The sequence below is a fragment of the Paraburkholderia terricola genome (assembly GCF_003330825.1).
GTDB classification, from domain to species: domain Bacteria; phylum Pseudomonadota; class Gammaproteobacteria; order Burkholderiales; family Burkholderiaceae; genus Paraburkholderia; species Paraburkholderia terricola.
Map to the genome: position 1 here is coordinate 2,831,306 of NZ_CP024941.1, position 14,237 is coordinate 2,845,542.

Consider the following 14,237-nt stretch of genomic DNA (forward strand, 5'->3'; position numbering starts at 1 on the left):
GAATGGCATGCCCGACATGTCGCGACGCTTATATCGTCCAAGCGACGGCGAAGCGCGTCGGCGGTCCGCGCGTTTACACCTACGGTTTGTCATGAAAGCGTGAAAGGCCGTTGTGGGCTTGGGGAAGAGACGCAGCCTGGCAAAACCGGGACCGGCCGACGCCGCGGGTTACACTCTGGCCCGTACCTGTCTAACCGCGGCGGTCCACAGCGCCCGCCCGCACCGGCCCACGGAGTCCTTCTTGATGAGCGGCGGTTTTTCGCGTCCTGCCTGGCGTCTTCTGCTTCTTGCTGTGTTTGCGATGTTCGCGCTGTCCGGTTGCGGCAGCTTGCTGTGGGGCCCGCAGCAGGCGCCGATCGTCGAGGCCACGATCATGCCCGTGGAGCCGGCGAGCGCGCCCGTGGCGGCGTCCGAGCCCGAACCGGTCGAAACCGAGACGGCCGGGCCGGAGCAGCCGAGAAAGCCCAAAAAGCCGGTCGTCAAGCCGCACAAGGTCGAGCCGCCGCCGCCCGTCGCCGCACCCGCGCCGCCGCCTCCACCGCCCCCGCCGCTGATCGTGCTGCGCACGATCGAGCGCAACGACGCGCGCGCGCTGCTCGACAGCGAAGTGCAGAAGCCCGACGGCAAGGTGGTCGGCCGCGCGGTCGACATGACCACCGACGCGCTCGGCAAGCCGCGCGAGATCGTGGTCAATCTGCAGGGCTTCCTCGGCGTCGGCGATCGCAAGGTGATCTTCCCGTGGGGCGCGTTCCGCTTCACGCCGACCGCGAAGAGCGCGCCCATCACGCTCAATCCGACGGCCGCGCCGACGCCCGTGGCGAAGGCCTCCCCTGTGCAATTGCCGCTGATCGACACGACCGTCGAGCGTTCGAACGGCGGCAAGGTCGGCCGCGTGATCGACGTGCTGATCGACGCCAACGCGCAGCCGCAAGCGGTCGTGCTCGACGTCAACGGCATGGTCAGCACCGAGCGGCGCACGATTGCCGCGAACTGGTCGGCGCTGCGTTTCGTCACGAAGGACAAGGAACTGCATCCGCTGCTGGATCTGAGCGACGCCCAGATCAACGCGACGCCGCCCTACGCGAGCGACAAGCCGATTCGCGCGGTGTCGCCCGCGCCGCCACCCGCGCCGCCCGCGGCCGCTTCCGCGGCTCCGGCGGCGGCTGCCTCCGCGGCCACGGCCACCGCGGTTTCCAACGCACGGGCGGCCCGATGACAGGCCGCACTCTGGTAACCGCGCGCAGTCTGCGCGCGCTCGATTGGCTGAATTTTTTCGTCGCCAACGTGCAAACGGGTTTTGGGCCGTTCATCGCGTCGTATCTCGCGTCGCATAAGTGGACGCAGGGCGAGATCGGCATGGCGCTCTCGGTGGGCACCATCAGCGCGATGGTGAGCCAGGTGCCGGGCGGCGCCGCCGTCGATGCGTTGCGCAACAAGAAAGGCGCGGCTGCGTGGGCGATCATCGCGATCATCCTGAGCGCGGTGCTGCTGGCCGCGAGTCCGACGGTGCTGCCGGTGATCGCCGCCGAGGTGTTCCACGGCTTCGCCAGTTGCATGCTGACGCCGGCGCTCGCCGCGATTTCGTTCGCGCTGGTGGGGCGCGCGAATCTCGGCGACCGGTTGGGCCGCAACGCGCGCTGGGCGTCGATCGGCAGCGCGGTCGCGGCCGGGCTGATGGGCGTATTCGGCGAATACTATTCGCCGCGCGCGGTGTTCTGGCTGACCGCTGGGCTCGCCGTGCCCGCACTGATCGCGCTGACGATGATCCAGCGCACCGACACGATCGAACTGCCCAAGGTCGGACCGACGCCGCAGCAGATCGAACGGCGCGAGAGCCTGCGCGAATTGCTACGCGACAAGCGGATGCTGCTGTTCGCCGCGTGCATCGTGCTGTTCCACTTGTCGAATGCGGCGATGTTGAATCTTGCCGCGGGCGAAGTGACGGCCGGCATGGGCGACAACGTGCAGCTCGTGATCGCCGCGTGCATCATCGTGCCGCAAGCGATCGTGGCGATCATGTCGCCGTGGGTCGGGCGCTCGGCCGAACGCTGGGGACGCAGGCCGATCCTGCTGCTTGGCTTTTCGGCGCTGCCGATACGGGCGTTGCTGTTCGCGGGGATCAGCAGCCCTTATCTGCTGGTGCCGGTGCAGATGCTGGACGGGCTGAGCGCCGCGGTGTTCGGCGTGATGCTGCCGCTGATTGCCGCCGATGTGGCCGGCGGCAAGGGCCGGTATAACTTGTGCATCGGGTTGTTCGGGTTGGCGGCGGGGATTGGGGCGACTTTGAGCACGACTGCTGCTGGGTTCGTGGCCGATCATTTCGGCAATGCGGTTAGCTTTTTTGGCCTGGCCGCAGCCGGGGCGCTGGCTGTCTTGCTGGTGTGGGCGGCGATGCCGGAGACGCGGAACGCGGCTGCGGAGGATGGGGCGCCGGTGGCTGGTGGGGGGAAGTCGGCGGTTAGGTAGTGGTTTTGCGGGGTTTTTTGCCTGCGCGGCGCTGTTGGTGGTGGTTGTTGCTTTGTTGGCCTTTGCTTGATTTGTTGGTGGTCTATTAGCGTTGCCCCTGTGCGGGGCGGCACCTACTTCTCTTTGCCGGCCGTGTACAGACCGGAGACATGGTTGACGAACGTGCGAGGACATCGTTGACACTTTATGGTCAGCGGTTTTCGCTCCTCAGGTCAAGGGTGAGGATGCGGTGATGGGCAAACCAGAATTCAAATACGCCGTCTTCGCCGTCCTTTGCGCGTGCTGCAACCGGCAGCCGGTAAAGTGCTTTCGAGACCTTCAGGCGCCGTCCTTCAAAGCGTAGCTCGCCATTTGCCTTGACCCGCAGCACCACGTCATCCGGGCCGTACTCCGGCTCGCGCAGGACCGATGGAAACGCCCGCGGGCTCGGCTGGTAACGGCTCATCGGAGTGTCCATGCCGATCGCCTCATGCGGGCGCTCGCAGTTATAGATGGTGCGCCAGCGGTCCAGTTCGCGTTGCACGTGCTGCTGGGTGGCGAAGCTCCGTTCGTTCAGCACTTCGGCCTTCAGCGTGCGGTGAAACCGCTCGTCCTTGCCGTTGGTCTGCGGATGGTAAGGCCGGCTGTAGCTGATGCGGATCCCCAGCCGGATCAGCCAGACGGCCAGTTCGGTGAGCTGCCCCGGGCTGCCCGGTGAACCCCATGGCGAACCGTTATCGGTGTTGATGCGCAACGGCAGGCCGTAGTGGCCGAATGCCTCGCGCAGGCCCGCCTGCACCGTGGCCGTATCGGTTGGCCCACAGGCGCGCAGCAGGATGCTGAAGCGCGAATGGTCGTCGAGCACCGTCAGGGGGCTACAACGCCCCTGCTCGAGGGTATCGAAGTGTCCCTTGAAGTCCATCTGCCAGAGGACGTTGGGCTGCTCGTGCTCAAAGCGCTTCCAGGGTTCACTCATCGCTGAACCGGCCGGCAGGATCAGATTGTGCCGGTGCAGGATGGCTGTCACGGTGCTGGGCTGCGGCACCGCTTCAAAGCCCAGATCCCGCAGGCGCCGGCTGATCTTGCGGCCGCCCCAGCGCGGGTGTGCCTGACGCAGGCGCACCACCTCCTGCTCCATCTCAACGGTGGTCTTTGAGGGACTGCTGGCAGGGCGCCGCGACTGATCCGCCAGCGCGTCCTCGCCACGTCTGAGCCATTTGTAGCCGGTCTGCCGGCTGATGTTAAAGCGCTCGCACAGTTCGGTGACCGTGAGCGTGCGCTGACTGGCCAGATGAACAAATTCCTGTCTGAGGCTCATGGTGTCTCTTGCGTTCCAGGGCATGGTCGGGACCGGGCGTTTTCGTACCCGGAAGTGTCAACCATGTCCTCGCACACCTGTCAGTGTACAGACCGGAGACATGGTTGACGAACGTGCGAGGACATCGTTGACACTTTATGGTCAGCGGTTTTCGCTCCTCAGGTCAAGGGTGAGGATGCGGTGATGGGCAAACCAGAATTCAAATACGCCGTCTTCGCCGTCCTTTGCGCGTGCTGCAACCGGCAGCCGGTAAAGTGCTTTCGAGACCTTCAGGCGCCGTCCTTCAAAGCGTAGCTCGCCATTTGCCTTGACCCGCAGCACCACGTCATCCGGGCCGTACTCCGGCTCGCGCAGGACCGATGGAAACGCCCGCGGGCTCGGCTGGTAACGGCTCATCGGAGTGTCCATGCCGATCGCCTCGTGCGGGCGCTCGCAGTTATAGATGGTGCGCCAGCGGTCCAGTTCGCGTTGCACGTGCTGCTGGGTGGCGAAGCTCCGTTCGTTCAGCACTTCGGCCTTCAGCGTGCGGTGAAACCGCTCGTCCTTGCCGTTGGTCTGCGGATGGTAAGGCCGGCTGTAGCTGATGCGGATCCCCAGCCGGATCAGCCAGACGGCCAGTTCGGTGAGCTGCCCCGGGCTGCCCGGTGAACCCCATGGCGAACCGTTATCGGTGTTGATGCGCAACGGCAGGCCGTAGTGGCCGAATGCCTCGCGCAGGCCCGCCTGCACCGTGGCCGTGTCGGTTGGCCCACAGGCGCGCAGCAGGATGCTGAAGCGCGAGTGATCGTCGAGCACCGTCAGGGGGCTACAACGCCCCTGCTCGAGGGTATCGAAGTGTCCCTTGAAGTCCATCTGCCAGAGGACGTTGGGCTGCTCGTGCTCAAAGCGCTTCCAGGGTTCACTCATCGCTGAACCGGCCGGCAGGATCAGATTGTGCCGGTGCAGGATGGCTGTCACGGTGCTGGGCTGCGGCACCGCTTCAAAGCCCAGATCCCGCAGGCGCCGGCTGATCTTGCGGCCGCCCCAGCGCGGGTGTGCCTGACGCAGGCGCACCACCTCCTGCTCCATCTCAACGGTGGTCTTTGAGGGACTGCTGGCAGGGCGCCGCGACTGATCCGCCAGCGCGTCCTCGCCACGTCTGAGCCATTTGTAGCCGGTCTGCCGGCTGATGTTAAAGCGCTCGCACAGTTCGGTGACCGTGAGCGTGCGCTGACTGGCCAGATGAACAAATTCCTGTCTGAGGCTCATGGTGTCTCTTGCGTTCCAGGGCATAGTCGGGACCGGGCGTTTTCGTACCCGGAAGTGTCAACCATGTCCTCGCACACCTGTCAGCTATGTCCCCGGTCTGTACACGGCCGGCAAAGAGAAGTAGGTGCCGCCCCGCACAGGGGCAACGCCAATAGACCACTAACGAATCAAGCAAAGGCCAACAAAGCAACAACCACCACCAACAGCGCCGCGCAGGCAAAAAACCCAAAAACACAATCACAACCTAAACTTCCCCACCATCTCCTTCAACCCCCGCGCCTGATCATCCAGCGACCGCGCAGCGGCCGTCGCCTGTTCAACGAGCGCGGCATTCTGCTGCGTGCCCGAATCCATCTGCGTCACCGCGAGGTTGATCTCCTCGATCCCGGCGCTCTGCTCGGACGACGCCGCCGAAATCTCGCCCATGATGTCCGTAACCCGCTTCACCGCCTTGACGACTTCGTCCATCGTCTGCCCGGCGTCCTGCGCCAGGGTCGAGCCATTGCTCACCCGCTCGACGGAAGCACCGATCAACCCCTTGATCTCCTTCGCGGCCGCCGCGCTGCGCTGCGCCAGGTTGCGCACTTCCGCGGCGACCACCGAAAACCCGCGCCCTTCCTCGCCCGCCCGCGCGGCCTCGACCGCCGCGTTCAAGGCCAGAATGTTGGTCTGGAACGCAATGCCCTCGATCACGCCGATGATGTCGCCGATACTGCGCGCACTGTCGTTGATCTCGTTCATCGTCGCGACCACGCGGCTCACCACCTCGCCGCCCTTCTCCGCGATCTCCGATGCGTTGTTGGCGAGCGTGCTCGCCTGCTTCGCGTTGTCGGCGTTCTGACGCACGGTCGACGTCAACTGCTCCATGCTGCTCGCGGTGCGCTCGAGCGCCATCGCCTGCTGTTCGGTACGTTGCGACAGGTCCTGATTGCCCATCGAAATCTCGCCCGAGGCGGTCGCGATCGCGTCCGCGCTCGCGGCAATGTCGGAGACCGTCGTCGCGAGACCGCCTTGCATGTCGTGCAGCGCGTACAACATGCTCGACCTGTCGTTGCGGCCGAGCGCGATCCGGTTCGTCAGATCGCCCGCCGCGATCCGGCTGGCGATTTCCTTCGCATACGCGGGTTCGCCGCCGAGTTGACGGGCAAGGCGCCGCACCACCCATTCGCTGATGCCGAACGCCAGCACGATCAGCCCGAGCGTCATCACCGCGATCATCACGAACGACGAGTGATAGATGAAGCCCGACGCGTCGATGGTCGCCTTCGCGGCCGTGCCGCGCTGCGCGACGAGTTCGTCGACGAGCTTTTCGAGCTTGCCGGTCTCGACCAGCAGGGAAACGTCCTGCGTGCCGACCTGCCAGTTCATCTGCGACAGATCGAGCGGCTGCGCCTTCACGAGCGTCACGAAGTCGCGCAGGTGGCCGCTCCATGTCGTGACGGCGGCGGCGAATTTCTTCTGCTGATCGACCGCCTTCGCGTCGGATGAATCGACGTACTGCTGCAGCGTGCCCAGTTGCGCGCCGAGGCCGGCAAGGCCCTTGTCGATGTCGGCGCCCAGTTCGTCGCGCTCCTTCGCGGTGGTCGCGGTCAGCAGCGTTTTTTGCGCGCGGCTCGCGCGCAGCATGTAGCCGCGCGCTTCCTCGGCCGCGCGGCTGGCGACGTGGCCCTGGTCGTAGATCGATTGCGTGGAGGCATTCAGGCGGCTGATCTGCGTGAGCGAGAACACGCCGATCAGCAGCGTGCCGATCAGCAGCACCGCGAACGCGAGGCGCAGCATAATCCTCACCGGCAAGCCCTTGAACCGCACGGCGCGTGAGCGCCCGCCCTGTCCACGCGACGGCGACTTGCCAGCCGCTTGTGCATCCGGTACGAACCCCGCGCCCGTCTGGCCGCCTGGCGAAATGACTTTCATATTTTCCCGTCCCCACGAGTTCGGACTGCCGGAAAGGTCGATTCCGGCAGGGCTGCTTCATTGCTGCTTATCTTTCCGGGTCTACGGCATCAACCTCCGCGATCTTTAGCGTCGCGTCGAGAAAAAGCCGCTTGCGTGTCGCCCGGTTTCAGCGCGCCGCCTGGATGAGCGACGCATCCGCGACCGTTTTATACACGGCCAAAAATCGCTCCAAGCGCACTCCAGGCGCATTTATTCGGCCACTTGCCACACCCGAACGGTCATGGCAGCCGATTCGCGGCGAGCACCGCGGCGGTGCGACCCGCTCGCGTCTGGGCGCCTTTTTCGATGATCTTTAGGGTTGCGCATGTCCGATTCTCGACAAAGCTTGTCCTTACAATTCACTCAAGCCACATTAAACTTCGGCAATCAGCTCGCAACGCCGAAGGCCGCGTCGATATGCCGCGACGCCCCGCTCCCAGGCATCGCGGCGTTGCAACGCGGCCGCCACCCTTTCTTTTCTGAACTCACGTATGGAAACGAGCCTCGACAAAAGCGCCCTCGCCGGCGCGCAAGCGCCCGCCAAAGTGCAACGCACGGTGTATTCCGTGCTGGGCGCGATCAGTTTTTCGCATCTGCTCAACGACATGATCCAGTCGTTGATCCTCGCGATCTACCCAATGCTGAAAGACAACTTTTCGCTGTCGTTCGGGCAGATCGGCCTGATTACGCTGACTTACCAGATCACCGCGTCGCTGCTGCAACCGCTCGTCGGCATCTATACCGACAAGCATCCGAAGCCGTACTCGCTGCCGGTCGGCATGGGTTTCACGCTCGCGGGCCTGCTGCTGATGTCGGTCGCGCCCAATTTCGGCGTGCTGCTGGTGGCCGCGGCGCTGGTCGGCTGCGGTTCGTCGGTGTTCCATCCCGAATCGTCGCGGGTGGCGCGCATGGCTTCGGGTGGCCGTCATGGTCTCGCGCAGTCGCTGTTCCAGGTGGGCGGCAACGCGGGTTCGTCGCTCGGACCGCTGCTCGCCGCGTTGATCGTGATTCCGCACGGGCAGCGCAGCATCGCGTGGTTCTCGGTCGCCGCGCTCGTCGCGATCGTGGTGCTGACGCAGATCGGCCGCTGGTACAAGCAGCATCCGTCGGTGAAGAAGGCGCGCGGCCAGACGGCTCACGCCACGCTGTCGCGCAACAAGGTCATGTTCGCGATGGGCGTGCTGGTCCTGCTGGTGTTCTCGAAGTACTTCTATCTCGCCAGCATCAACAGCTACTTCACCTTTTATCTGATCGACAAGTTCCATTTGCCGGTGCAGGCCGCACAGGTCCATCTGTTCGTATTCCTCGCGGCGGTCGCGGCGGGCACGGTGATCGGCGGGCCGGTCGGCGACCGGATCGGCCGCAAGTACGTGATCTGGGTGTCGATTCTCGGCGTCGCGCCGTTCACGCTGCTGCTGCCGTACGCGAACCTGTTCTGGACCGGCGTGTTGACGGTGATCATCGGCGTGGTGCTGGCCTCGGCGTTCTCGGCGATTCTGGTCTACGCGCAGGAGTTGATCCCCGGCAAGGTGGGCATGGTCGCGGGGCTGTTCTTCGGTTTCGCGTTCGGCATGGGCGGGATCGGCGCGGCGGTGCTCGGGCAATTAGCCGACGCCACCAGCATCACCTACGTGTACAAGGTGTGCTCGTTCCTGCCGCTGATCGGCGTGCTGACGGTGTTTCTGCCGGACGTCGAAGGCAAGCGCGCGAAGGCGTGAGCGTTTGTTTTCGGGGGTTGCGTGAGGAAAAAGGCGCCGCGGCGCCTTTTTCTTTGGTGCTGGCGGGTGGCGCGGCGGGTCGTTTCGGTGCTCGTCTTGGTGCTCGTCTCGGTGCTCGGTGCTCGGTGCTCGGTGCTCACGGCTCACGGCTCGCGCCTCGCGCCTCGCGCCTCGGTTCGACGCAATCATCATGGCCCGTGTCTCGCTCATGGTGAACCCGCGTTGTCCGCCGTGCCGGGCGTACCCTATGCTTGCGTGGACACACACGCCTTGCACTCGCGCCGCGCCACATTCGGCAATACGGCCGCATGCCGACTCGACGTCCGTCCATTCACGCAGCAGAAGGATCGCCGCAGATGACCACCTACCGCGACTTCCACCGCCGTTCGATCGAGAACCCCGAGGCATTCTGGCGCGACGAAGCGCGGCGGATTCACTGGGAGACGCCGTTCGACAGCGTGCTCGACCGCTCGAATCCGCCGTTCGCGCGCTGGTTCGTCGGCGGGCGCACGAACCTGTGCCATAACGCGGTGGACCGGCATCTCGCCGAGCGCGCGCAGCAGAACGCGCTGATTTATGTATCGACGGAAACCGGCATCGAGCGGCGCTACACCTACGCCGAGCTCCACGCGGAAATCAACCGGATGGCGGCGGTCATGCGCTCGCTCGGCGTGAAGCGCGGCGATGTCGTGCTGCTCTATCTGCCGATGATTCCCGAAGCGCTCTTCGCGATGCTCGCCTGCGCGCGGCTGGGCGCGATTCACTCGGTGGTGTTCGGCGGCTTCGCGGCGCCGAACCTCGCCGCCCGCATCGACGATGCGAAACCCGCGCTGATCGTCACCGCCGACGCCGGCGCGCGCGGCGGCAAGGTGATCGACTACACGCCGCTGGTGGACGAAGCGCTCGCGCGCGCGGCCCACAAGACCCCGCACGTGCTGCTGATCGACCGGCAACTCGCGCCCGAGCGCCTGAACGCGAACTATCTGGTTGCCTACGAACCGCTGCGCGGGAAGTTCTTCGACGCCCACGTGCCGTGCGAATGGCTCGAATCGAACGAGCCTTCGTATGTGCTCTACACGTCGGGCACGACCGGCAAGCCGAAGGGCGTGCAACGCGACGTGGGCGGCTATGCGGTGGCGCTGGCGGCGTCGATGGAACATATCTTCGAGGGCCGGCCCGGCGACACGATGTTCACCGCGTCGGACGTGGGCTGGGTGGTCGGCCATAGCTACATCGTCTACGCGCCGTTGCTCGCGGGCCTGACCACCGTGATGTACGAAGGCACGCCGATTCGTCCTGACGGCGGCATCTGGTGGCGCCTCGTCGAACAGCACAAGATCAATCTGATGTTCACCGCGCCGACCGCGTTGCGCGTGCTGAAAAAGCAGGACCCGGCGCTGTTGAGGAAAGCCGATCTGTCGAGCCTGCGCACGCTGTTCCTCGCGGGCGAGCCGCTCGACGAACCGACCGCCGCATGGATCGCCGATGCGCTCGGCAAGCCGGTGATCGACAACTACTGGCAGACCGAAACCGGCTGGCCGATATTGGCGATTCCGCGCGGCGTCGAGGCGCTGCCGACCAGGCTTGGTTCGCCCGGCGTGCCGTCGGCGGGCTTCGATCTGAAGTTGCGCAATGAACTGACCGGCGAGCCTTGCGCGCCCGGCGAAAAGGGCGTGCTCACGCTGGGCTATCCGCTGCCGCCCGGCTGCATGTCGACCGTATGGGGCGACGACAAGCGCTTCGTGAGCACCTACTGGTCGAGCGTTCCGAATCAGCAGGTGTATTCCACCTTCGACTGGGGCATTCAGGACGAGGACGGTTACGTGACGATCCTCGGCCGCACCGACGACGTGATCAACGTCGCCGGCCACCGGCTCGGCACGCGCGAAATCGAGGAAGCGTTGTCGAGCCACGCGGCGGTTGCGGAAGTAGCGGTGGTCGGCGTGACGGACGCGTTGAAGGGTCAGGCGGCGCTGGCCTTCGTGGTGCTGCGCGACGCGCAAGCCTACGCGAACGACAAGGCGCGCACGAAGCTGGAAGCCGAACTCATCGCGACGGTCGATCGCCAGCTCGGCGCGATTGCGCGGCCGGCGCGGGTGGTGGTGGTGTCGATGCTGCCGAAGACCCGCTCGGGCAAGCTGCTGCGCCGCGCGATCGCGGCGCTGGCCGAGGGACGTGAGCCGGGCGATTTGCCGACTATCGAAGATCCGGCGGCGTTGCAGCAGGTGCGCGACGCGCTGGGGAAATCCGATCAGACGTAACCGACTAATCGACCCGCGGTGATTCAACCCGCGGCGACTCAACCCGCGCTACGCGCCGCCAGAAACCGCGCCAGAATCGCATTCGAATAAGCTCCGGCGATCTCGGTGAGAAACGACACGAACGACTCCGGCGCGTGATCGTCGGCGGTGTCCGAGATCGTGCGCACGACGGCGCACGGCACACCGTACTCGTGACACACCTGCGCGATCGCCGCGCCTTCCATCTCGACGGCAAGCGCGTCCGGCAAGGCCGCGCGCAAGGCTTCGACGCCCACCGCACTGGCAATGAACTGATCGCCGCTGATAATCAGCCCGCGATGCACGCGCGGCTCGCGCGTGCCAAACCGCGCCGCGGACGCCGCGCCCGCTTCTGCCACGAAACGCTCGCACGCGGCGGCCAGTTGATCGGCAAGCGCCGCATCGGCGGCAAAACGCGACACGCCCAACAGCGGCACTTCAAAACGCGGAAACAGCGGCGACGCGTCGAGATCGTGTTGCAGCAGCGCATTGGCGACGACGATATCGCCGATCCGCACCTCGCTGCCCACGCCGCCCGCGACGCCCGTGAACACGACGGCCTCGACGTCGAACGCATGAATCAGCGCGCTGACGGTCGCCGCGGCCGCGACCTTGCCGACGCGCGCCAGCGTCACCACGCACGGCGCACCGTGAACGGTGCCGAGGTGATAATCACGCTGACCATGCGTGATGGTGCGCAGACTGGATTCGGCCCGCATCGCCTCGATCAGATCGCCGAGTTCCTGCGGCAAGGCGGCGAGAATGCCGAGCGGACGATGCGACGCGCTCGCGCCGCCGCGATCGGGATCGACACCGCCCGCCGCCCCAGCAGCGCCAGCCGCGCTCATTCGACCGCCTGCAATTTGGCGACCGCGAGCGCCAGCCACTTCTCGCCGTGCCGCTTGAATTTGACCTGCGCCTTCGCGTCGGTGCCGCCGCCTTCGAGCGCAGTGATCGTGCCTTCGCCGAACTTGGTGTGGAACACCTGCTGACCGACGCGAAAACCCGTTTCCGCCGCGCGCTGTTCGTTGGCGAAGGCCGGCAGCGGCGCGGGCGTGGACGACGCCGCGCCCGTGTAACCCGGCCGCGCGAACCAGTCGCGCCCGTAACCGGCGTTGTCCGAGCGGCCGCCCCAGCGCGCGCCCGCCTCCACTTTCGGCGTGAGCCACTTGAGCGTTTCCTGCGGCAATTCGTCGAAGAAACGCGAACGGATGTTGTAGCGCGTCTGGCCGTGCAGCATCCGGCTTTGCGCGAACGACAGATACAGCCGCTCCTTCGCCCGCGTGATCGCCACGTACATCAAGCGCCGCTCCTCCTCCAGACCGTCCGACTCCATCGCGCTGTTCTCGTGCGGAAACAGGCCCTCTTCCAGACCGGTGATGAACACCGCCGTGAACTCCAGACCCTTGGCCGCATGCACCGTCATCAGTTGCACCGCTTCCTGGCCGGCCTGCGCCTGGTTGTCGCCCGCTTCGAGCGACGCGTGCGACAGGAAACCGGCGAGCGGCGTCATCGTGTCCGGGTTTTGCGCCGGGTCGGCGATGCCGGGCGCGTCGAACACGACCGTATTCGGATCGTCGGTGGCGACGGCCAGTTCGGGCGCGGCGGTCGCGCCAGGGCGCAGCGGAATCGAGCGCGCCGGCGTATCCATGCCGTAGCCTTCCTCGCTGACGAACGCGGCGGCCGCGTTGACCAGTTCCTGCAAGTTTTCCAGCCGGTCCTGGCCTTCGCGTTCGTTCTGATAGAACTCCGCGAGACCGCTCGTGCGGACCACGTGCTCGACGGTTTCCGGCAAGCTCATCTGCTGCGTTTCCGCGCGCATCCTGCCGATCAGATTGGCGAACGCCGCGAGGCTCGAACCCGCCTTGCCCGCGACATACGGAATCGCCGCGGCCATCGAGCAGTTGTACAGGCGCGCCGCGTCCGCGAGTTGTTCGATCGAGCGCGCGCCGATGCCGCGCGTCGGGAAATTGACGACGCGCGCGAACGCGGTGTCGTCGTTCGGATTGTCGATCAGGCGCAGATAGGCCAGCGCGTGCTTGACTTCCTGGCGCTCGAAGAAGCGCAAGCCGCCGTACACGCGATACGCGATGCCCGCGTTCACCAGCGTGTGTTCGATCGTGCGCGACTGCGCGTTGCTGCGGTACAGGATCGCAATCTCGCTGCGCGACGTGCCGGTGCTGATCAGCGCCTTGATTTCCTCGACGATCCAGCCGGCTTCCTGCGTGTCGGTGGCGGATTCGTACACGCGCACCGGTTCGCCGTGGCCGGCGTCGGTGCGCAGATTCTTGCCCAGCCGCCGCGAGTTGTTGGCGATCAACTGATTGGCGGCGTCGAGAATATGGCCGTGCGAGCGGTAGTTCTGCTCCAGCTTGATGAGATGCCGCACGTTGAACTCGTGCTCGAAGTCGCGCATGTTGCCGACGTTCGCGCCGCGGAACGCGTAGATCGACTGGTCGTCGTCGCCCACCGCGAAGATCGAGTTGGCCTGGCCCGCCAGCAGCTTCAGCCACGCGTATTGCAGCTTGTTGGTGTCCTGGAACTCGTCCACCAGAATGTGCCTAAAGCGCGCCTGATAGTGGGCGCGCAGCGGCGGATTGTGCGCGAGCAGTTCATGACAGCGCAGCAGCAGTTCCGGAAAATCGACCACGCCTTCGCGCTGGCACTGCTGGTCGTAGGCTTCGTACAGTTCGACGAACTTGCGGTTGAAGTTGTCGGTGGCGTCGACGTCCTTCGGGCGCAGGCCTTGTTCCTTCGCGTTGTTGATGAAGTACTGGAGATTTTTCGCCGGGTACTTTTCGTCGTCGATGTTGAGGCCCTTCATCAGACGCTTGATCGCGGAGAGCTGGTCGGCGGTGTCGAGAATCTGGAAGGTGGCCGGCAGACCGGCGTCGCGATGATGCGCGCGCAGCATGCGGTTGCACAGGCCGTGGAAGGTACCGATCCACATGCCGCGCGTGTCGATCGGCAGGAGCGCCGAAAGACGCGACATCATTTCGCGCGCGGCCTTGTTGGTGAAGGTCACCGCCAGGATCGTGGCGGGCGAGGCCAGCCCATGCTGGATGAGCCACGCGATGCGGGTGATCAGAACGCGGGTTTTGCCGCTGCCCGCGCCGGCGAGAATGAGCGCCGGCTCATTGGGGAGCGTGACGGCGGCGTGTTGTTCGGGGTTTAGGTTAGCTAGCAGATCGGGCATTTTTCTGGAGGGACGGCGGTTCGTTCGTCATTATATGCCCCTGCGGGGAGTGGGATTTTTGGCCTGCTCGGCGGGGTTTTGGTTTGGTTGGTCTTGCT

The 14,237-nt window shown here is 65.5% G+C and carries 9 protein-coding genes; 4 read left to right on the forward strand and 5 right to left on the reverse strand.

Annotated elements, in window-relative coordinates; translation table 11 throughout:
• Nucleotides 1–244 precede the first annotated feature (244 nt).
• Nucleotides 245–1,216, forward strand: coding sequence for a PRC-barrel domain-containing protein (locus CUJ90_RS12540; protein ID WP_083084179.1), 972 nt, complete (start codon nt 245–247; stop codon nt 1,214–1,216).
• Nucleotides 1,213–2,466: an MFS transporter gene (locus CUJ90_RS12545; RefSeq protein WP_114162907.1), complete on the forward strand. Its 1,254-nt coding sequence runs from the start codon at nt 1,213–1,215 to the stop codon at nt 2,464–2,466. Before CUJ90_RS12540 ends, CUJ90_RS12545 begins: the two co-directional genes overlap by 4 nt.
• Nucleotides 2,467–2,656: 190 nt before the next feature.
• Here CUJ90_RS12545 and CUJ90_RS12550 read toward each other — a convergent pair whose 3' ends face one another.
• From CUJ90_RS12550 to CUJ90_RS12560, 3 genes are all read right to left on the reverse strand, one after another.
• Nucleotides 2,657–3,787 carry an IS481 family transposase gene (locus tag CUJ90_RS12550; RefSeq protein ID WP_114161853.1) on the reverse strand — a complete coding sequence of 377 codons (1,131 nt, stop codon included), beginning with the start codon at nt 3,785–3,787 and terminating at the stop codon, nt 2,657–2,659.
• Nucleotides 3,788–3,904: 117 nt separating this feature from the next.
• Complete coding sequence (locus CUJ90_RS12555; RefSeq protein WP_114161853.1) at nt 3,905–5,035, reverse strand: IS481 family transposase; 1,131 nt, start codon at nt 5,033–5,035, stop codon at nt 3,905–3,907.
• Between the two features lie 213 nt (nt 5,036–5,248).
• The gene (locus tag CUJ90_RS12560) at nt 5,249–6,925 is read right to left on the reverse strand and encodes a methyl-accepting chemotaxis protein (RefSeq protein WP_114162909.1); all 1,677 of its coding nucleotides are present in this window, start codon (nt 6,923–6,925) and stop codon (nt 5,249–5,251) included.
• Between the two features lie 512 nt (nt 6,926–7,437).
• On the opposite strand from CUJ90_RS12560, the gene CUJ90_RS12565 reads away from it, so the two are divergent.
• Both CUJ90_RS12565 and CUJ90_RS12570 read left to right on the forward strand, forming a co-directional pair.
• Nucleotides 7,438–8,664 carry an MFS transporter gene (locus CUJ90_RS12565; protein WP_114162910.1) on the forward strand — a complete coding sequence of 409 codons (1,227 nt, stop codon included), beginning with the start codon at nt 7,438–7,440 and terminating at the stop codon, nt 8,662–8,664.
• A gap of 356 nt (nt 8,665–9,020) precedes the next feature.
• Nucleotides 9,021–10,925: a propionate--CoA ligase gene (locus CUJ90_RS12570; RefSeq protein WP_114162912.1), complete on the forward strand. Its 1,905-nt coding sequence runs from the start codon at nt 9,021–9,023 to the stop codon at nt 10,923–10,925.
• Between the two features lie 38 nt (nt 10,926–10,963).
• Here CUJ90_RS12570 and CUJ90_RS12575 read toward each other — a convergent pair whose 3' ends face one another.
• Both CUJ90_RS12575 and CUJ90_RS12580 read right to left on the reverse strand, forming a co-directional pair.
• On the reverse strand, nt 10,964–11,791 hold the full coding sequence (locus CUJ90_RS12575) for a 5'-methylthioadenosine/adenosylhomocysteine nucleosidase (protein WP_114162914.1): 828 nt from the start codon (nt 11,789–11,791) through the stop codon (nt 10,964–10,966).
• Nucleotides 11,788–14,139, reverse strand: coding sequence for a UvrD-helicase domain-containing protein (locus CUJ90_RS12580; RefSeq protein ID WP_073432920.1), 2,352 nt, complete (start codon nt 14,137–14,139; stop codon nt 11,788–11,790). The genes CUJ90_RS12575 and CUJ90_RS12580 overlap by 4 nt, the downstream gene beginning before the upstream one ends.
• Between the last annotated feature and the right edge of the window lie 98 nt (nt 14,140–14,237).